We start from the raw sequence: 19,148 nt of genomic DNA on the forward strand, positions 1-19,148 counted from the left end.
GCGGATGTATTGCTCACGTTATTCTCCGGTTCTCAGGACGTGGCTTAACGTTCTGACGCTCAGGCTGACTCCCTGGGCCAGCAGCCAGTAGCTGATAATCAGCAGGGTGTAAGGCAGAACGTAGCTATAGGTATTGGCGACAATCTGACTGGTGGTCATGGTCAATTCCGGTACCGTAATGACCGAGGCGATCGCGCTCTCTTTGATGGTCAAAATAAACTGGTTACCGAGCAGCGGCAGGGCAAAGCGCAGGGCCTGCGGCGTCTGGATATGCCAGAAGCAACGCAACGAAGAGATATTGTTAGCCAGCGCTGCTTCCCGCTGTCCGGGCGGGATGCTGTTCCACGCCGCCCGAAAGATTTCGCTAAAGTAGGCTGCGCTATAGAGCAGCAGCGAGAGGATCGTCGCCTCGACGGCGCTGAGCATGATGCCGACCGACGGCAGCCCAAAATAGATAACCGCCAGCTGCGCCAGGAACGGCGTGCCGCGAATGACCCAGACGTAGGTGCGCCACAGGCGAAAGGCCAGCGCATGGTGACGGCACAGGCTGTGCATCATAAACCCGACCACCATGCCGCCGCAGGCGGCGCACAGGCTCAGCCACAACGTGACGCCGAGGGCCTGCAGATACTCGGGCAGATACTGCATCAATTCACTCATCGTTGCTCCCTCTGCCAGTGACGCTCCGCCTGACGCCCGAGCAGGGCCAGCAGGCTGGTAAGCAGCAGATAGACCAGCGCGACGGCGAGGTACACCTGCAGCGGCTGGTAGGTCGAAGAAGCCAGCTGCTGCCCCACGCGCATCAGGTCAGTCAGGGCAATCACCGACACCACCGCCGAGGCCTTCACCACATCAATCAGTTCTGAGATCAAGGAAGGCAACGTGGCGCGCACCACCTGCGGTATCTGAATACGCCATAAAATTTGCGCCGGCGTGAGGCCGCAGATAGCCGCCGCCTCCAGCTGGCCTGGGGCCAGGCTGGCAAAGCCGCTTTTCAGGATCTGCGACTGGTAGGCGGCCGTATTGAGCGTCAGAGCAAGCGCCGCTGCCACAAAACCAGGAATATCCAGCCCGAACCAGGAAGGCAGATAAAAGCACAGCAACAGCTGAGCCAGCACCGGCGTGCCGCGGAACAGGCTGACCCAGCCATGGGCCACAATGCGATACCGCCGTGACGGACTTATCGACAGCCGCCAGACGCCCGTCCCCACTAAAAAACCGGCCGCCATCGCCGTCAGGCACAGCGTTGCCGTCGTTAATGCCCCCTCCAGCAGTACCGGGAGCCAGCGGACAAAGCTGGTGATGAAATCCGTCATCGTCAATGACTCACAGCGCCGGGGCAGGCATGTCGCTTGCCGGAATGGTCATGGTGAAGCCGAACCATTTTTGTTGCAGCGCTTTCATCGTGCCGTCGCGATTGGCCTCGACGATCCCGTCGCTGATCGTTTTCACCAGCGAGGCGCTATCCGCGTCTTTGCGCCCTACCCAGCCGAAGTAGGTCTGTGGACCGATCATCTCCGGTAAGGTGGCGAAGACCCCAGGGCGCGTTTTGATCAGCGGCCCAAGGTTTGAGAGAGACTGAGCGACGCCGTCCAGACGGTGAGACGCGAGATCGGCGTAAGCTTCATCGAAAGCGACGTACTGTTTGATCTCTTTAATGCCTGGTTTGCCTTGCGCCCGCAGCGCGCTGTCGAAGGACTGCAATACCTGAAGCTGGCCCGAACCGGCCTGGGAGCCGATCACTTTGCCGCTGAGGTCTGCTGGGGTCTTAATAGCGTTATCATCTGCCCGTTTCAGCAGCGCAACCGTGGATTCCGCAATCGGAGCCGTAAAAGCGAAATGCGCCATCCGCTGCTTGTTTACGGTTACCGCCGTGACGACAAAATCGAACTTCCCGGCATCCAGGCCCGGGAGAATGCCCTGGAAAGGCAGATCCAGCTGTTTCACCTTCACCCCAGGCAGCGACTTTTCGAGGATATGGTTCATCAAATCCACGTCGTACCCGACGATTTTGCCGTTATCAACATATTCAAACGGGGCATATCGCGCTTCGGTCGCCACGGTGATGACTTTCGCCTCCTTCACACGTTGCAGAAGATCGGCACTAAAAGCGGCAGACGAAAACAGGCTGGCGGACAGCAACATTGCCCCACAGGCAGATACGGAAAAACGGGTCGGTTTCATGGTTCGCTCTCTGAAAGTTGTTTGAACGTTAGTCAAGTAACTTGAACAGAATGATAAGAGCATGAAACATGCCAATGAGGGACATTGGTCGGTTAAAAAAATAACAGTTTGATAATCAACAAGAAAAATGAGGATGAGCCAGGACGGGAAAACGAGCGCACCGCAGCGCCCTGCACACATTCAATGCTGAGGCTGCACGTTAACGGTGCAGTTGCACAGGCGTAAGCCGCCGGCGAGGATCGGATCAATGCCCTCCGAAAGCGCGCACGGCCTTAGCCCCGAGCGCTTTTAATCCCTGGATAGGCTGATATCAGCGGTGCTGGCAGGCCGGGTTCGTGGCGGTGGCCAGATTACGGCGCCAGACGCCCGGCGCCTGGCCGTACTGGCGCTTGAAGCTGCGGTTGAAGGACTGCTGGGAGTCAAAGCCCAGCGCGATGGCCACGTTCAGGATTGGCTCGTCGCTGTCGGTTAAGCGCTCCAGCGATTTTTGTAGCTTGCGGGCGCGGATGTATTCGGCAATAGCGTGACCGGTATGCGCTTTGAAGATCCGCTGCAGGTGCCATTTTGAATACCCTGCCCGCCTGGAGACCGTGTCAATATCGAGACGGCTTTCAAGGTGGTTATCAATCCAGTCGAGTAAATCGTGCATAAAAGTGCCGGTGCTCATGTTGGGTCCCCCTGTGCACAGCATAAAAGTATTTATATTTATTGCATTTAAAAGTGGCTGTTTTTTGTGTTAATTGCAAGTTTTATTGTTGCACTAAAAACCGGCCATCTGACACTATGCCGGTACACGGTGGTTTGCGCGAAAGTTTGTGAGTGGAATGTTCTGTTCACTTTTGTGGCATGTTCCGTTCACGGTGAATCTGGCACTTTTCTCACCCCCGCGGCGGGTGAACGGCATGGGGGGCGTTTCGCTCGCCCCCCATGACCCCCGGCATTGCGCTGAAAACGGCCGCTACGCGGTATGCTCCACTCCGGCTTCATCTGGCGGACCGGGCCGGACTCGACGTCCCTGTCTCGACCGACCCTCTGACCACCGTCCTGGTGGTCAGTCCTGGATGTGCACCTGCGTTCCCGCCCGTTTTCCTGACGCGCCTTAACCCCAGCGCTGCCATCCCGCGGCTGTTCCGTCGCGATATCATGGCTGATGGCTTTTTCAGCGGCAAAAATGTATGCATGGGATATCGGGACAGGTGGTGAAAGGAACATTCCACGCACAAACTTTCGTACAAACCACCGTAAAACGCCCCTCCAGGCTTAACAGCGATCTCCCCGCGCCTGCCGATATGTGACAAACCTGACAGCGTCGGCAAAAAAACAGCACTTAAAGTGAAACAATTATTATTGCACTTAATCTGGCACCTTCCTACAATCGCCGGGATAGTGTAATCGTAACTGTTACAGTTTTGTGGCGATGAACGGCACAAATGACCTCAGGCCGACCGGACACAGGAAGTGGCGCAGCGTGCTTCGCGGCGTCTTGCCCGGCGGCAATAATCATCGGAATAAAAATAATGAGCCTGCAAAAAAACTGGGTTAACTTTCCTCTGCGCTTAACAGGGGGCGCACTCATCGCACTGCTGCTTGCCAGCTGCGACAACAGCGTCGCGCAGAACGCCGCCCCCGCGGCTCCTGTGGTCAGCGCCGCCGACGTGGTGGTTAAATCCATTAGCCAATGGGATAGTTTTAACGGGCGGATTGAAGCGGTCGAGAGCGTGCAGCTTCGTCCGCGCGTCTCCGGCTACATCGAGAAAGTGAACTACACCGACGGCCAGGAAGTGAAAAAAGGCGAAGTGCTGTTCACTATTGATGACCGCACCTACCGCGCCGCGCTGGAGCAGGCGCAGGCCACGCTGGCCAGAGCCAAAACCCAGGCCAGCCTGGCACGTAGCGAGGCCAATCGTACCGACAAATTAATCAATACGAACGTGGTATCCCGTGAAGAGTGGGAACAACGCCGTTCGGCCGCCACCCAGGCCCAGGCTGATATTCGCGCCGCGCAGGCGGCGGCGGATGCTGCCCAGTTGAACCTGGACTTCACCAGGGTGACCGCCCCCATCGATGGCCGGGCCAGCCGGGCGCTGATCACCAGCGGTAACCTGGTGACGGCAGGCGACAGCGCCAGCGTACTCACGACCGTCGTCTCGCAGAAGACGGTCTACGTCTACTTTGACGTGGACGAGTCGACCTATCTTCACTATCAAAACCTCGCCCGTAGCGGTCAGGGTGCCGCCAGCAACCATCTGGCGCTGCCGGTGGAGATTGGCCTGGTTGGCGAGGACGGTTACCCCCATCAGGGAAAAGTCGACTTTCTTGATAATCAGTTAACGCCGAGCACCGGCACGATCCGCATGCGTGCGCTGCTGGATAACACCCAGCGGCTGTTTACCCCGGGATTATTTGCCCGCGTGCGTCTGCCGGGCAGCGCCGAATTCAAAGCCACGCTGATAGACGACAAAGCGGTGCTGACCGATCAGGACCGCAAATACGTTTACATCGTGGATAAAGAGGGCAAGGCGCAGCGCCGCGATATTAAGCCAGGTCGCCTGGCTGCCGGTTTACGCATCGTCCAGCAGGGGCTGAACCCAGGCGATAAAGTCATCGTCGACGGCCTGCAAAAAGTGTTTATGCCGGGCATGCCGGTGGACGCAAAAACCGTGGCAATGACCACCAGCCCTGCCCTTAACTGATCCCTTACCAGAGAATCCGACGCATGGACTTTTCCCGCTTTTTTATCGACAGGCCGATTTTCGCCGCGGTGCTGTCGATTTTGATTTTTATTACCGGGCTCATTGCCATTCCACTGCTGCCGGTCAGTGAATACCCTGACGTCGTGCCGCCCAGCGTACAGGTGCGCGCGGAGTACCCCGGCGCCAACCCGAAAGTGATCGCTGAGACCGTGGCGACGCCGCTGGAAGAGGCGATCAACGGCGTCGAAAACATGATGTACATGAAATCCGTCGCCGGATCCGATGGCGTGCTGGTCACCACCGTGACCTTCCGCCCAGGTACCGACCCTGACCAGGCACAGGTTCAGGTGCAGAACCGGGTGTCGCAGGCCGAAGCACGCCTGCCGGAAGACGTTCGTCGTCTGGGGATCACCACCCAGAAACAGTCGCCGACGCTGACCCTGGTGGTCCATCTGTTCTCGCCAAACGGCAAATATGACTCGCTCTATATGCGCAACTACGCCACGCTGAAGGTGAAAGATGAGCTGGCGCGTCTGCCTGGCGTCGGGCAGATCCAGATTTTTGGCTCCGGTGAATACGCCATGCGCGTGTGGTTAGATCCTAATAAAGTGGCGGCCCGTGGGCTGACCGCCTCGGACGTGGTCACCGCGATGCAGGAGCAAAACGTCCAGGTATCCGCCGGACAGTTGGGTGCGGAACCGCTGCCAAAAGAGAGCGATTTCCTGATCTCGATTAATGCCCAGGGGCGCCTGCATACCGAGGAGGAGTTCGGCAACATTATTCTTAAAACGGCCCAGGATGGTTCGCTGGTGCGTCTGCGCGATGTCGCGCGCATCGAAATGGGATCGGGCAGCTACGCCCTGCGCTCCCAGCTGAATAATAAAGACGCCGTTGGGATCGGTATCTTCCAGTCGCCGGGGGCCAACGCCATCGACTTGTCTAATGCGGTACGCGCCAAAATGGACGAACTGTCCACGCGTTTCCCGGAAGACATGAAGTGGGCCGCCCCTTATGACCCCACCGTGTTCGTGCGCGATTCGATTCGTGCAGTGGTGCAAACCCTGCTGGAAGCGGTGGTGCTGGTGGTACTGGTGGTGATCCTGTTCCTGCAAACCTGGCGGGCATCGATTATCCCGCTAATTGCCGTCCCGGTCTCAGTGGTGGGGACGTTCAGCATTCTCTACCTGCTCGGCTTCTCGCTGAACACGCTGAGCCTGTTTGGGCTGGTCCTCGCCATTGGGATCGTGGTGGACGATGCGATTGTGGTGGTGGAAAACGTCGAGCGTAATATTGAAGAGGGGCTGGCCCCGCTGCAGGCGGCGCACCAGGCGATGCGTGAGGTCTCCGGGCCGATTATCGCTATCGCCCTGGTGCTGTGCGCGGTGTTCGTGCCGATGGCGTTTCTCTCCGGCGTTACCGGGCAGTTCTACAAGCAGTTTGCGGTGACCATCGCCATTTCGACGGTGATCTCTGCCATCAACTCGCTGACGCTCTCCCCGGCGCTGGCCGCCCTGCTGCTGAAACCGCACGGTGCGCCGAAGGACCTCCCTACCCGGCTGATCGACCGTCTGCTCGGCTGGCTGTTCCGCCCGTTCAACCGTTTCTTCCAGCGCAGTTCGCACGGTTACCAGGCGCTGGTGGGTAAAACCCTGGGACGGCGTGGCGCGGTGTTTGTCGTGTATGTGCTACTGCTGTGCGCCGCTGGCGTAATGTTTAAAGCCGTTCCCGGTGGTTTTATTCCCACCCAGGATAAGCTCTACCTGATTGGCGGTGTCAAAATGCCGGAAGGATCGTCGCTGTCGCGCACCGATGCGGTGATCCGCCAGATGAGCGAAATCGGGATGAATACCGAAGGCGTGGATTACGCGGTGGCCTTTCCCGGGCTGAACGCGCTGCAGTTCACCAATACTCCGAACACCGGCACGGTATTTTTTGGCCTGAAGCCATTCGATCAGCGTAAACATACGGCGGCGGAGATTAACGCCGAGATCAATGCCAAAATCGCGCAGATCCAGCAGGGCTTTGGCTTCTCGATCCTGCCGCCGCCGATTCTGGGGCTGGGTCAGGGTTCCGGTTACTCGCTCTACATTCAGGACCGCGGCGGTTTAGGCTACGGCACGCTGCAAACGGCGGTGAACACCCTGTCCGGGGCGATCATGCAGACGCCGGGGATGCACTTCCCGATTTCGACCTATCAGGCCAACGTGCCGCAGCTCGAGGTGCAGGTCGATCGTGATAAAGCCAAAGCCCAGGGGGTGTCGCTGACCGATCTGTTCGGCACGCTGCAAACCTATCTGGGATCGTCCTATGTGAACGACTTTAACCAGTTTGGCCGTACCTGGCGCGTGATGGCTCAGGCCGACGGGCCGTACCGCGACAGCGTAGAGGATATTGCAAACCTGCGCACGCGTAATAGCCAGGGCGAAATGGTGCCGATTGGCAGTATGGTCAATATCAGCACCACCTACGGACCGGACCCGGTGATCCGCTATAACGGCTATCCGGCGGCGGATCTGATTGGTGATGCCGATCCCCGCGTGCTCTCCTCGGCCCAGGCGATGACGCAGGTGGCCGAGATGTCGAAACAACTGCTGCCAAACGGGATGAATATTGAATGGACCGACCTGAGCTTCCAGCAGGCGACCCAGGGGAACACCGCGCTGATTGTCTTCCCGGTAGCGGTACTGCTGGCCTTCCTGGTGCTGGCGGCGCTGTATGAGAGCTGGACCCTGCCGCTGGCGGTGATCCTCATCGTGCCGATGACCCTGCTCTCTGCCCTGTTTGGCGTGTGGCTAACCGGGGGCGATAACAACGTCTTCGTACAGGTCGGGCTGGTGGTGTTGATGGGGCTGGCCTGTAAAAACGCGATTCTGATCGTTGAGTTTGCGCGTGAGCTGGAACTCCAGGGGAAAGGCATTATGGAGTCGGCGCTGGAAGCTTGTCGCCTGCGTTTGCGCCCGATTGTGATGACCTCTATCGCCTTTATTGCCGGGACCATCCCGCTGATCCTCGGCCACGGTGCAGGTGCGGAAGTGCGCGGCGTTACCGGGATCACGGTGTTCTCCGGGATGCTTGGCGTGACGCTGTTTGGTCTGTTCCTGACCCCGGTGTTTTACGTCGCGCTGCGTAAGCTCGTTGCGCGCGGCAAAACGGCCACGGAGGTTGTCGCCGATTAAATCTTTCCGGCGTTAGTATGGGCAAGGATGCCCATACTACGAATGAACTTCGTACCTTATAAAGCTGAAAAGCAACGCGGACTCATTATCCCCCTGCCAGGGTACCGCCCACAGGGGGAACCAGCCCATTTACTGCTCGGTCCCGAACAGCCGTAAAGCCATCAGTCCATGCCCCATAGTCGCCCCCGCACGGACTGCAGCGGCAATCGATATTAGCTCTGCCAGTTCCTCACGGGTCGCTCCGGCGAGCCGGGCTCTTTTACTGTGGACATCCAGACAATAGGCGCATTGAGTAGTCAGAGCCACGGCCAGCGCAATGAATTCACGCGTCTTTGGGGGAAGATGCCCATCTTCACGTCTGACCGCATGGTCGAAATGCATAAATGCGCGGCCTTCCTGGGGAGCCAGTTCAAGCAGCAACGCGGTATGTTGAAAATCGTCGGGTGACTGGTAGTAACTCATGGTGGCGATACCTTTTTTTTTTCGCAGAAGAGACAAATATTTTATCTTTTTGACCAACTCAACGCCCCAGCAAAGCGGGCATCCCCGCAGCAGCATCACGGAACCGGCTAACGCGGCGAGCAGGAAGAGAGGCTGAGTGGTGGCCATAAAAAAACCGCCAGTCAATAGTCCAACGGCCCCCACGCCGCGCAGGAGATGCGGGGTTATAGATAGAGAGCAAGACATGTCAGCCTCCTGATGACGAGGGGGGTTGTACGGGACTTTCAGTGGGACGGTACCCGCCAGCGCTGAGCGTGTCCCGAATCATCAGGCGGGCACGGTGCAGACGGCTTTTGACAGCTTCCGGGCTAAGTCCAAGTTGTTCTGCGACCTCCGGGGTCGTCCATTCCTCAACATCACGCATCACAAAGACGCAGCGGTAAGCGGGCGGCAGAGCAGCAATTGACCGAATTAAATCCATTCTCAGTCCCTCATTTGTCGCAGAGGCAACAATATCGTCAGGCAATGCAGAAAGCGGCTCAGTACGCCCCATTCTGAATAATCGATAGCATTCACGTTCGACAATACGAAACAGCCAACTGGCAAATGCCGCCACGGTTTTGAGCGTCCCGATCTTGTTATGCAGCTGCCACAGCGCAATTTGTACGGCATCCTCTGCATCCTCGCTGGTTGAGCAGGTTCGCCGGGCAAACCGTGCTAAGTCTGGCTGGCAAAGGATTAATAGTTGCGAAAGTGCCAGCTCATTGCCCGAGCAGGCGGCTTCTATTAATGCAGTTTTTGTCTGAATCACGATGGTTGACCTCCCGGATGTCTGTCCATTTCTGATTAAGAGTGTAAAAAATCGCAAAAGGATTCATGGCGGGCAAAGAATTGAGTGAACTGAAGGATGATGGTGCTACTGCCTGGCCCCAGCCGTTGCCAGGAGGGTCCATGCCCGGAGCCAGATGATTACTGCCGTAGTGACAGCCCTGCTCGATGAACGGGTCGTCAGGCGTTTTCTTACATTCAGATGAAAACGCGGTGTGCCCATAGACGCCTCGTGGGCAGATTTATCTACGGGCGTGGGGCACTTCAGGTGAAAGCGTTTTTTTACGCTAAAGCCATGCTAGCGGGCTTTTTTATCGCGGGTTTCCAGTTCCGGCACCGCGACGCATCCGCTGGTATCGCCCTTTTTGACTTTTTCCAGCGCGCTGGCCACGGTATGGCGGGCCAGCACATCCAGCGAGGCTTGCTCGGCTTCATCGGCAATGGATTTGAAATACCAGCAGGCGTTGGCGCTCACCACGCAACGCGCTGGCACATCTGGCCGGGATGCCCACAGTTTTTTATCTTCGATAACCGAGATATAGATATCACGCAGGGTGATGCTTTCTGCCGGACGGCCAAGATGGATGGAACCGTTGCGCCCCAGCGTGGAGACGATAATTCCATCACGGGTGAGCGGCACCATGAGTTTGCGGATTAAGCTCGGGTTGGCTTCCAGGCCATAGGCCAGAATCGAACTCGTCGAACGTTCACCCATTTCCTCCGCCATCGCTACGCTAAGAACCATCTGCAAAGCTGTCGGGAAGCGGTAATCTAACATGTTGTCTTCCTGGGTCGCGGTGAATCTTGTTCTTTTTGGCACCGCAGAGGTGGATAATCAATAAGCAACAATATAACAAACATGGTCATTATTTTGAAGCTATCTACTGCGGGGATGCGGCGTAAAACAAGCTTTCCGTGCCATATTTGTGACCACCCGGGGTATTCCTTAACGGGCGTGACGCGCTAAAGCTGCTTCCAGTCCGGCAGGTTGTTCGCGCGTTTACGCCAGGCATGGAATAGCGCCATAAAAAAGCCAAATAGCATCCCGGAACAGGCGCTGAGGTACAGTGCATAGGTGACGCTATGGCCATGATCTCGCCAGTCGCTAAACCACATCAAGAGTCCCCATAACGGGCCAAACCAGCCAGCAAAGAACAGCATATTCAGCCAGAACGGCGCAAACGGCGGCGGCGGCATTTTCCATCCGGCTTTCCACAGCAGACGTAACAGTGGCGGCGCATAGTTGCTGCGCCACATTTTTTTCTCTTGCATCAACGCCATTGCTTTTTGTTTCTGATCTTCAAATGCCATGATTGCATCCTTTCCTGTCTCTGGCGCGGAATGAGCATCGCGGAATCACCATTGACGTGAGATATTAACGCTTAAGAGAGTTCTTTTCCCTGCTTCACCAGGTGTTTAATTGTCGCGTAGTCATAATATCCTGCTGCGACTTGTTTTGCATATTCGATGCGCAGTAAAGCAACGCCCTTTTCATACAGTGCACTTTTCACTGAAATAGCCAGGAAGTGGTCCATTTCAGCTAATTCTTCTGAGGTTCTGTCTACCGTAGACAGATACTTCCGCTCGTGATGCGCTATCGCTTTTATAAGAAAGGCTGCACGATCCGCAATATTATGTAAGGGCTTATCCCCTAACAGACTATTACATTGTGGACATGAGGGGACGATGTGGCTGCGGTCGTAGTGCCGCACACCACCTCGCCAGGCAACAGACACCACATGGTCACGAACGATACCCGAACGATAATCACCACAATAGATACAACGGGGTCGATCGGTATCATGTTGATTGATATTTAACGTAGAGACTGACGTGAACTCCTCTCGGACATACGGTACAGGTTTTTTACGCCTGGCCCGACTGGCAATAACGGCTTTAATCGCCTCATCTGAAGTCGGTTCATCGTCTATTTTTGCTGTTTTTTTAACCACCTGAGTTTGTGCTTTACTCAACGCCGCAGTAGCGAACGAGTTAACCTTTGCCAGAGGTTCTTTCGCTTTAATAGCTGGAGCGGCGAATGATTCACGAATAACAGTAGCCTCCCTCCTGGAGACAGGTGTCTCAGAATGAGGGTTAGACTTCGCTTTCGCCTTAGCTATCGGTGTAGCAACATAAACATAGCCGATAATAATTTTGCTTATAGTGCACGTATACTCATCTTCACTGTAACGACGACGGAAGCTATCTAAAGCCTGTTTTTGGGTTTTGTAAGCCATGTCTGTGTTTTATACCAGCGGGTAAATTTAGCAAATAATAAATATATGATTATCTGAACCTATGTTCATCCGATAATTATCTTACCCTACAAATAATGTCACTCAATATCATTCATTATCATATTCACCGACGACGGTGGTCTATACCGTCGCCTGAACGCGGCGGTGGTGCTGATGGCAATGTACCGCGGCCAGAACCCCGCCCAGTAACAGCAGGATGGCGGTACTTTCCAGCAGGTCCGGAAAACGCCGAAGATGGATGAAACCGTATAACAGCGCGAAAAGGGTTTCAAAGACCACCATCTGCCCCGTCAACGATACCGGAAGACGCCGGGAACAGAGATTCCACGCCAGATACCCCAGCCATGAAGAGACCACGGCCAGCACCACGTTCATCGCCCAGAAGAGCGTTTGTGCCTCCTTCGGTAACGATAAATCAACACTGGAAAACCCACAGATACTGGCGATGAGCCACAGCAATAGCGAGAGGCTTCCGGTACACAAGCCAATCAGCAGCGACCACTGGTTGCTGTTGTAAGGGAGCGTTTTCAGACTACGGGAGTTCTCCACTGCGTAACGGCTCCAGCACAGCAATGCAGCGAAGGCGCAAAGCATCCCCAACATCGGCTGTTTCCCCCCCGTCATTGGGTGCGCGGACGACTGCTGCGCATGCAGATTAATCAGCACCACTCCGGCGACGATCGCCGCCATCGGCAGCACTAATTGCCTGAATGGCGGCGCATGCTGGTCTCTACGGCCAAGCAACGGAACCATCACCGGTATTAAGCCAATCACTAACGAGGTCGCGGCGATGCCAATCTGCTGCACAGCCGCCGCGACCAGCAGAAAATAAAACACATTGCTCAGCAGTGAAAGACGGATCAGCGTCATCAGATCGCGATGCCGCCAGACGCGAGCAATGCTGCGCCATTGCGGAATAATTAAAATTGCCGCCAGCACGCCATAGGTTACAAAGCGCCCGCAGGTTAGCAGCAACGGCGATGCTTCGGGTAACAGCATCGGTGGCAGGAAGATGAACCCCCAACATGCACCTGCCAGCACGCCACAAGCAATCCCCTGCTTCATGCTGACTCCTGCAGCGCTGTTTCAGGCAATTTTGCCCCCGACTGGCGTTCACTCCACGACGACAAAAAATACTGCAATCGCGGGCTTTTCGGTTGATGGAACAGTTGCGCTGGTGGTCCCTGCTCTTCAATGCAGCCATCGGCAAGAAACAGCACCCGATCGGAAACTTTAGCGGCAAACCCCATCTCATGGGTCACAATCATCATGGTCATACCATCATCGGCAAGATTGCGGATGACCTTTAGCACCTCCCCGACCAGCTCCGGGTCAAGCGCTGAAGTCGGTTCATCGAACAGCATAATGGCGGGTTTCATGGTCAATGCCCGGGCGATGGCAACACGCTGCTGCTGACCACCGGATAGCATAGCGGGCCAGCTATCGGCTTTGTCTGCCAGACCAACCCGCGCCAACTGCGTTTTCGCTTCGGTATAGGCAGCTTCACGGGAGACCTTTTTAACTCGCCGCAACGGCGTGGCTACGTTATCGAGTACCGTCATATGCGGCCACAGATTAAACTGCTGAAAGACCATACAGACGTTGCGTAACGCTTGACGGTTTTCCTTGTCGCTTAAACGCCGGCGTTTCTCACCGCCGAGTGGTTCATAGCCGACGCACTCGCCATTCACCACAATGCCGCCGGAGCTATAATCCTCCAAAAAGTTAATACAGCGTAACAGCGTAGATTTACCCGACCCTGAGCCGCCAATCACGCAAATGACTTCTCCGGGAGTAATGCTGACATCAATACCACGTAAAACATGGTTTTCGCCATAATGTTTATTGAGATTGTTAATCTCAATGGCGTAATCACGCATAGTATTAACCTCGATTTAATTGAGAATAAGAATAATGGCGCTCTATTTTATTACCCAAACGGGAGATACCGACCGCGATCCCCCAATAGACAATGGCCATTAAGGCGTAGATTTCAACCATCGCATAGGTCTGGTTGGCAATGGTCATGGCGGTATTGGTAAGTTCACCGACCGTAATAATGGATAGCACCGACGACTCTTTTACCAGAATAACGCTCTGACCAATCAATGGCTGAATAATTCTCGCGAGCATTTGCGGCCAGACAATAAAATAAAATATCTGCCACGGACTTAAACCCAGGTCTGCTGCCGCTTCCACCTGCCCGCCAGAGACAGCATTACGACCCGCACGAAATATTTCCGCAAAATAAGCAGAAGCATAACACCCCAGGCACAGTACGCCGACCTGTTGCGCCTCGAGATTAATACCAATATAGGGGCCACCATAAAAGACTAAAAAGAGTTGAACCAGTAACGGCGTGCCGCGAAAAATATTAATCCATGCATGATATATCACATTGAATAACGCCGGCTTTTGTCTTTCGAGAAGAAAAAAACACAGCCCGATCGCCAACCCCAGCAGGATACCGCCGAGACTCATTTTTAGGGTCATTAAAATACCGGCGGCAATGGCATCTTTATAGGTAAATAGTATTTCAACATTCATTGTGCTAATACCTTTTGAGCCGAAGATGAGCGGTTTTTCTCTAGCCTGGCGCCAACAATACTCAGCCCCCACGAAGTCAGAAAATAAAGGAGCCCGCATGCCGTATAAAACTCCAGCGGCCGATAGGTGGTTGAGGCCAGCGTCTGAGTCACTCTCATCAACTCATGGACCGCCACCACCGAGACCAATGCCGAATTTTTGATAATATCGATGGTTTCATTAATCAAAGCCGGCATCATGGTGCGCAACACCTGCGGCATCTGAATATAAAACAGCGTTTGCGCCGCTGAAAAACCAAAATCTCGTGCCGCCTCCAGTTGGCCTTTGGGCAACATTTTAAAGCCGGCCCGAAGAATCTCTCCTTGAAAGGCAGCGGTATTTAATGAGAGAGCCACAACCGCTGCCAGCCATGGTGAAAGGGTGATCCCTACGGCGGGCAAAGCATAAAATATTAATATCAACTGAACCAGTAGCGGTGTGCCACGATAAAAACTGACATAGGTTTTGCAAAAACAGCGCACGAGACGTCGCGGAGAGTTTAACCCCAGACAAATTAACCAACCGAGAATCAATCCTATGACAATCGCGCTCAGCGATACCGCCAGAGTACTGAGCACGCCGATTAATAGCTGAGGGAAATAGGGAAACACCACTGAAATATCAAACATATTGCCCTCCAGTATCCATCAAATTAATTTGCCGGGGTCGGCACTTGCTCAGGAACGGCCATAGAAAAACCCAGCCACTTCGTTTGTAGCTGCGCCAGTTTTCCCGATTTATTCAACTGCACAATGCCGTCGCTGATAAATTTGACCAGTGAGGCGCTATCCGCATCCTTTCTTCCGGCCCATGCATACCAGGTGGCCGGGCCAAACGGTGGGCGTACAATTTCAAACGTATCACCACGGGTCTTCACCAACGGCGCGAGGTTCGGCAACGATTGTACAACCGCATCAACACGGTGCGCCGCTAATGCCGCGTAGGCTTCGTTATAATCAATAAAGGCTTTTATTTCTTTAACGCCGTGACCGGTGGTGGGTTTAAGTACCGATGCTTCATATTCTTTTAGCACCGCAATTTGCGGCGCCCCGGCCTGACTGGCGACAATCATGCCCTGAAGATCTTTAGCGCTATTAATGCGACTATCCCCTTTGCGTTTCAAAATAGCCACGCTGGCGTCAGAAAAGGGAGCGGTAAAGGCGAATTTGGCTTCACGATCGCGGGTAATGGTTAAAGAAGTCGCTACAAAGTCGAATCGTTTACTTTCCAGACCGGGTAAAATCCCCTGAAATGGAATATCCAGCTGAACCACTTTCACCCCGGGTAAGCCTTTCATCACTTCCGTGAGAATATCTTTTCCCAGACCGACTATTTTGCCATCTTCAAGCATTTCAAAAGGGGCATAACGCGCTTCAGTGGCAATCACTATTTCTTTTTTTTGTTTAATATCATCCAGCAAATCAGCCTGAGCCGTAGATATCAATAATGGCGAAAGTTGTACAACAGACATTGACAGTAACAGCCACAGTTTATTTTTCATCAGGGTTTCTCCGCAAGTTTGAATGACGCTGATAATATTTATTCATTCGCTGAGCGGCGACAAACGGTGGTTTCTAACTGATAACTATTAGCACGGCTAATGGTGTTTTTGGCATGAATAGTGCTTATTGCAGGTTATTTAGCAACAGGGAAACCGATGATGCAACGTAAACCAGGTTTGCCGTCCCTCGACGGTTTGCGCTATTTTGATGCCGCAGCGCGTAATCTCAGTTTTACCCGTGCCGCGCAGGATCTTTTTCTTACGCAGAGTGCAGTAAGCCAAAAAATTCAATCGCTTGAGCAACAGCTTGGCTACCTGGTCTTTCACCGCACGCCCGCAGGGCTACGCTTAACTCCGCAGGGTGAACAGCTGTTTATCGGGGTGCGTCAGGCCTTTACCATCCTCGAAACGACACTGCACCAAACCGGTGAAGAAACCCTTGAGGGCACCATAAAGATTCGGGTTATGCCGTCCTTTGCCACCAAATGGCTGCTTCCCCGATTGCATCAGTTTTATGAGCAGTACCCTATCAGCCTGGAAATTGATGCCGATATGACACCCGCCAATTTTAAATCTGACGTGGTCGATATCGCCATTACCCCTTTTTGGGTTGACGATAAAAATCTAATCCAGCGGCATCTGTTCAACGATGTGATCTATCCCGTGATCAGCCCGGATTTGTTGAAAACCCGGCATCTGCACAGTTACAGCGAACTCCGCGGTTTGCGCTTACTGCATGATTCCATGCCGCAAAATGCCTATAGCACCCATTGGCGTTCTTATTTTGCCCGCCTCGGGCTGTATGACCTGAATGTCGAGGCGGGAACCGGCTTCTCGCGTGCCGATCTTGTACTCCAGGCCGCCTGTGCCGGGCAAGGAATAGCCTTAAGTCGTCACTCTTTGTGTGCGACGGAAGTGAGCAATGGTGCACTGATTCGCCCTTTTGCCGATATCGTCGAAGACGGGCAGGTGTGGTTAACCTGCCCGCGCAATAATGAGAAACGGCCACGCGTTCGGGCGTTGATTAACTGGCTGACGGAAGAAACCGCACAACATATTGCAGAGCGAACGCAAATCCTCGGTGAATATACGCTGCATAAGGCCGGCTAATGACGGTAAATTAATAATCTCCGTTTGTCGCAAGATATCTTTTTCCAGATGATGGCAACACGCCATTATCAACGACGGAGTTTATTATGAGCATGCCAGATATTATTGAATTAGCTAATGGACAAAAAGTTAAAGGAACCTTCAGCACCCATGAAATGCAGCGCCGACTATCGGGATTACGTGCCACCATGGAAGCAGACAGCATTGATGCAGTTATTTTAACCTCGATTCAAAATATTAATTATTACGGCGATTTTTTATATTGTAGTTTTGGCCGCCAGTATGCCCTGGTAGTAACTCCGAGTCAGTCATTTTTAATTACCACCAATATTGACGGAGGTCAGGGATGGCGCCGTAGCTACGGCGCAAATATCATTTATACGGACTGGCAGCGTGATAATTATTACCGCGCAGTGCGTAAAGTGGTTCCTGAAGATAGCCGGAGGATTGCCCTTGAAGGCGATCATGTGACGATCGAACAGCGCGCTAAATTTTGCCATTACTTATCCCAGGCAGAGTTTATGGATATTGCCCCGGCGACGATGCGGATGCGCATGATTAAGTCCGCGGAAGAGATTGCACTGATTAAAATTGGTGCTCAGGTCGCCGACCTCGGCGGCGCAGCATGCGTCGCAGCTATTGCCGAGGACGTTCCGGAGTATGAAGTTGCCCTGGCGGCCACTTCGGCGATGACCCGGGAAATAGCGAAACGCTTGCCACATATTGAATTGCGCGATACCTGGACGTGGTTTCAGTCTGGCCTGAATACCGACGGCGCCCACCATCCGGTGACGACCCGTCGCCTGAAGCAAGGAGATATTTTATCGCTGAACTGTTTTCCGATGATTGCCGGCTACTATACCGCGCTGGAGCGAACACTGTTCCTCGGTCAGCCCAGTGACGAGCAACTGCGTCACTGGGAGATCAACTGCGAAGTACACCGCCGTGGTCAGAAACTTATCCGCCCAGGCGCCCGTTGTTGCGATATTGCCGCCTCGCTCAATGAGATTTATCGCGAGCATGACCTGCTGCAGTATCGGACTTTTGGCTATGGCCACTCCTTCGGCGTACTGAGCCACTATTATGGTCGCGAAGCTGGTTTAGAATTACGCGAGGATATTGAAACCATTTTGGCACCGGGGATGGTTGTCTCGATGGAACCGATGATCATGTTGCCAGAGAGCATGCCGGGACACGGCGGTTATCGTGAACACGATATCCTGGTTGTCACCGAAACAGCAGCAGATAACATCACCCAGTTCCCCTATGGACCAGAGCACAACATTATCACCGTCAATCAATAAACATGCCGGATGACGCCTGCGCTGCCCCTTAATAAAAAAATTCAGGGGCGGCTGCTTCTTAATAATCCTTACCAATCAATATTCGCAATGTGCAGCCACGAGAGGCGACTAGCGCCTGTACGATAGTTCGCCCCGCCCTTCACTACAGGCCATTACTCACTCTCTACCTTCATTCCAGACGGAATAGTTTCAGCAAACAATTAAGTTGACACGCTTATGCATGCGATCAAAACTAAACCGTACAGTTCACATAAGAGTGAACATGATGGTGTCTATTGCGGGCTTGTCGGTTCACGCGGCCCTTAACCACAACGAAAGGATCTGCACATGAAGACGTTAAGGCAAATCGGTGGGCTGGCGGCTGTCGCTGTCCCCCTGCTGTTGGTGGGGTGCGCTGGTAAGGAGCCCGTGCGTTACAGCGGCATCGATTCGGCGTCGAAGTTAACCGTAAACACCGATGATAATGCCGATCGCATGCCCTATCGTTATTCGCCTCTCGTCGACTGGCGCAAGTACGACAGCATTATTATTGACCCGGTAAAAATTTATCAGGGCCACGATGGACAGTTTGATGATATGGCGCAGGCCGATCGCCAGTTGCTCGCCACCCACATGCAGGAGCAGTTCAGCAAAGCATTAAGCCCTCGTTTTAAAGCGGTCACCGCCCCTGCGGCAAACACCCTGAGGCTGAAGTTGACTTTGACGGGCGCCGATACCACGCCGCAGGTGGTGGGCACCTTTACTAAATTCGATCTGGCGGGCGGGCCTTATAACATCGTGCAATCGATACGCGGAGGCCAGGGGCTAATGAGCGGTTCGGTGGATTATGCCGTCGAAATTTATGACGCGAACAGCCACGATCTGTTGAAAGCGTACGTCGCCCGGCAGTATCCGAATGCCATGAACATCTCTGCCAGCATCGGCTCGCTGAGCGCTGCTGAAGTGGGTATTGAAAAAGGGGCGGAAGAGTTGGCGGAATTGCTCCAGTAGCCTCCCAGACCGCGCATGCAGCCGGAAGCGCTCAAGTGAAACCGGCTGCCATTTTCCCTATGAATTCTCTCCTGGCG

19 protein-coding genes are annotated in these 19,148 nt (G+C 54.2%); 5 read left to right on the forward strand and 14 right to left on the reverse strand.

Annotation, left to right across the window (positions count from 1 at the left end):
- Positions 1-18: 18 nt before the first annotated feature.
- The 4 genes from ACMYSP_RS03735 to ACMYSP_RS03750 all read right to left on the reverse strand — a co-directional run bounded on the left by ACMYSP_RS03735 (position 19) and on the right by ACMYSP_RS03750 (position 2,851).
- Entirely contained in the window at positions 19-660 is a 642-nt protein-coding gene (locus ACMYSP_RS03735) for an amino acid ABC transporter permease (protein ID WP_434585637.1), read from the reverse strand.
- Positions 657-1,316: an amino acid ABC transporter permease gene (locus ACMYSP_RS03740; RefSeq protein ID WP_434585638.1), complete on the reverse strand. Its 660-nt coding sequence runs from the start codon at positions 1,314-1,316 to the stop codon at positions 657-659. The genes ACMYSP_RS03735 and ACMYSP_RS03740 overlap by 4 nt, the downstream gene beginning before the upstream one ends.
- 10 nt (positions 1,317-1,326) lie before the next feature.
- Entirely contained in the window at positions 1,327-2,184 is an 858-nt protein-coding gene (locus tag ACMYSP_RS03745; protein ID WP_434585639.1) for a transporter substrate-binding domain-containing protein, read from the reverse strand.
- Positions 2,185-2,494: 310 nt separating this feature from the next.
- The gene (locus tag ACMYSP_RS03750) at positions 2,495-2,851 is read right to left on the reverse strand and encodes a helix-turn-helix domain-containing protein (protein ID WP_434585640.1); all 357 of its coding nucleotides are present in this window, start codon (positions 2,849-2,851) and stop codon (positions 2,495-2,497) included.
- A gap of 850 nt (positions 2,852-3,701) precedes the next feature.
- Between ACMYSP_RS03750 and ACMYSP_RS03755 the strand changes: the two genes are divergently transcribed.
- Both ACMYSP_RS03755 and oqxB read left to right on the forward strand, forming a co-directional pair.
- A complete protein-coding gene (locus ACMYSP_RS03755) occupies positions 3,702-4,877 on the forward strand; it encodes an efflux RND transporter periplasmic adaptor subunit (RefSeq protein ID WP_434585641.1) in 1,176 nt (391 codons plus the stop codon).
- A 23-nt stretch (positions 4,878-4,900) separates the two neighbouring features.
- Positions 4,901-8,053, forward strand: coding sequence for a multidrug efflux RND transporter permease subunit OqxB (gene oqxB, locus ACMYSP_RS03760; RefSeq protein ID WP_434585642.1), 3,153 nt, complete (start codon positions 4,901-4,903; stop codon positions 8,051-8,053).
- 129 nt (positions 8,054-8,182) lie between these two features.
- On the opposite strand, the gene ACMYSP_RS03765 is transcribed toward oqxB, so the two are convergent.
- From ACMYSP_RS03765 to ACMYSP_RS03810, 10 genes are all read right to left on the reverse strand, one after another.
- The gene (locus ACMYSP_RS03765) at positions 8,183-8,740 is read right to left on the reverse strand and encodes a carboxymuconolactone decarboxylase family protein (RefSeq protein WP_434585643.1); all 558 of its coding nucleotides are present in this window, start codon (positions 8,738-8,740) and stop codon (positions 8,183-8,185) included.
- A 1-nt stretch (position 8,741) separates the two neighbouring features.
- Positions 8,742-9,305, reverse strand: a complete 564-nt coding sequence (locus ACMYSP_RS03770) for an RNA polymerase sigma factor (RefSeq protein WP_434585644.1) — start codon at positions 9,303-9,305, stop codon at positions 8,742-8,744.
- Positions 9,306-9,620: 315 nt separating this feature from the next.
- Entirely contained in the window at positions 9,621-10,100 is a 480-nt protein-coding gene (locus tag ACMYSP_RS03775; RefSeq protein WP_434585645.1) for an RrF2 family transcriptional regulator, read from the reverse strand.
- Positions 10,101-10,285: 185 nt separating this feature from the next.
- A complete protein-coding gene (locus ACMYSP_RS03780) occupies positions 10,286-10,633 on the reverse strand; it encodes a DUF6404 family protein (protein ID WP_434585646.1) in 348 nt (115 codons plus the stop codon).
- A 71-nt stretch (positions 10,634-10,704) separates the two neighbouring features.
- Positions 10,705-11,559: an HNH endonuclease gene (locus ACMYSP_RS03785; protein ID WP_434585647.1), complete on the reverse strand. Its 855-nt coding sequence runs from the start codon at positions 11,557-11,559 to the stop codon at positions 10,705-10,707.
- A 141-nt stretch (positions 11,560-11,700) separates the two neighbouring features.
- Positions 11,701-12,645 (reverse strand): DMT family transporter, encoded by a 945-nt coding sequence (locus ACMYSP_RS03790; protein WP_434585648.1) that lies wholly within the window; start codon positions 12,643-12,645, stop codon positions 11,701-11,703.
- A complete protein-coding gene (locus tag ACMYSP_RS03795) occupies positions 12,642-13,460 on the reverse strand; it encodes an amino acid ABC transporter ATP-binding protein (RefSeq protein WP_434585649.1) in 819 nt (272 codons plus the stop codon). The genes ACMYSP_RS03790 and ACMYSP_RS03795 overlap by 4 nt, the downstream gene beginning before the upstream one ends.
- Before the next feature lie 4 nt (positions 13,461-13,464).
- On the reverse strand, positions 13,465-14,127 hold the full coding sequence (locus ACMYSP_RS03800; RefSeq protein WP_434585650.1) for an amino acid ABC transporter permease: 663 nt from the start codon (positions 14,125-14,127) through the stop codon (positions 13,465-13,467).
- Positions 14,124-14,795, reverse strand: coding sequence for an amino acid ABC transporter permease (locus ACMYSP_RS03805; protein WP_434585651.1), 672 nt, complete (start codon positions 14,793-14,795; stop codon positions 14,124-14,126). Before ACMYSP_RS03805 ends, ACMYSP_RS03800 begins: the two co-directional genes overlap by 4 nt.
- A gap of 23 nt (positions 14,796-14,818) precedes the next feature.
- On the reverse strand, positions 14,819-15,667 hold the full coding sequence (locus ACMYSP_RS03810; protein WP_434585652.1) for a transporter substrate-binding domain-containing protein: 849 nt from the start codon (positions 15,665-15,667) through the stop codon (positions 14,819-14,821).
- A gap of 156 nt (positions 15,668-15,823) precedes the next feature.
- Between ACMYSP_RS03810 and ACMYSP_RS03815 the strand changes: the two genes are divergently transcribed.
- The 3 genes from ACMYSP_RS03815 (at position 15,824) to ACMYSP_RS03825 (ending at position 19,071) form a co-directional block, all read left to right on the forward strand.
- Positions 15,824-16,777 (forward strand): LysR substrate-binding domain-containing protein, encoded by a 954-nt coding sequence (locus tag ACMYSP_RS03815; RefSeq protein WP_434585653.1) that lies wholly within the window; start codon positions 15,824-15,826, stop codon positions 16,775-16,777.
- 86 nt (positions 16,778-16,863) lie between these two features.
- A complete protein-coding gene (locus tag ACMYSP_RS03820; protein ID WP_434585654.1) occupies positions 16,864-18,081 on the forward strand; it encodes a M24 family metallopeptidase in 1,218 nt (405 codons plus the stop codon).
- A gap of 327 nt (positions 18,082-18,408) precedes the next feature.
- Complete coding sequence (locus ACMYSP_RS03825; RefSeq protein ID WP_434585655.1) at positions 18,409-19,071, forward strand: DUF3313 domain-containing protein; 663 nt, start codon at positions 18,409-18,411, stop codon at positions 19,069-19,071.
- Positions 19,072-19,148 lie beyond the last annotated feature (77 nt).

The sequence above is a fragment of the Klebsiella sp. R390 genome, from assembly GCF_051131745.1.
In the GTDB taxonomy this organism is placed as follows: domain Bacteria; phylum Pseudomonadota; class Gammaproteobacteria; order Enterobacterales; family Enterobacteriaceae; genus Klebsiella.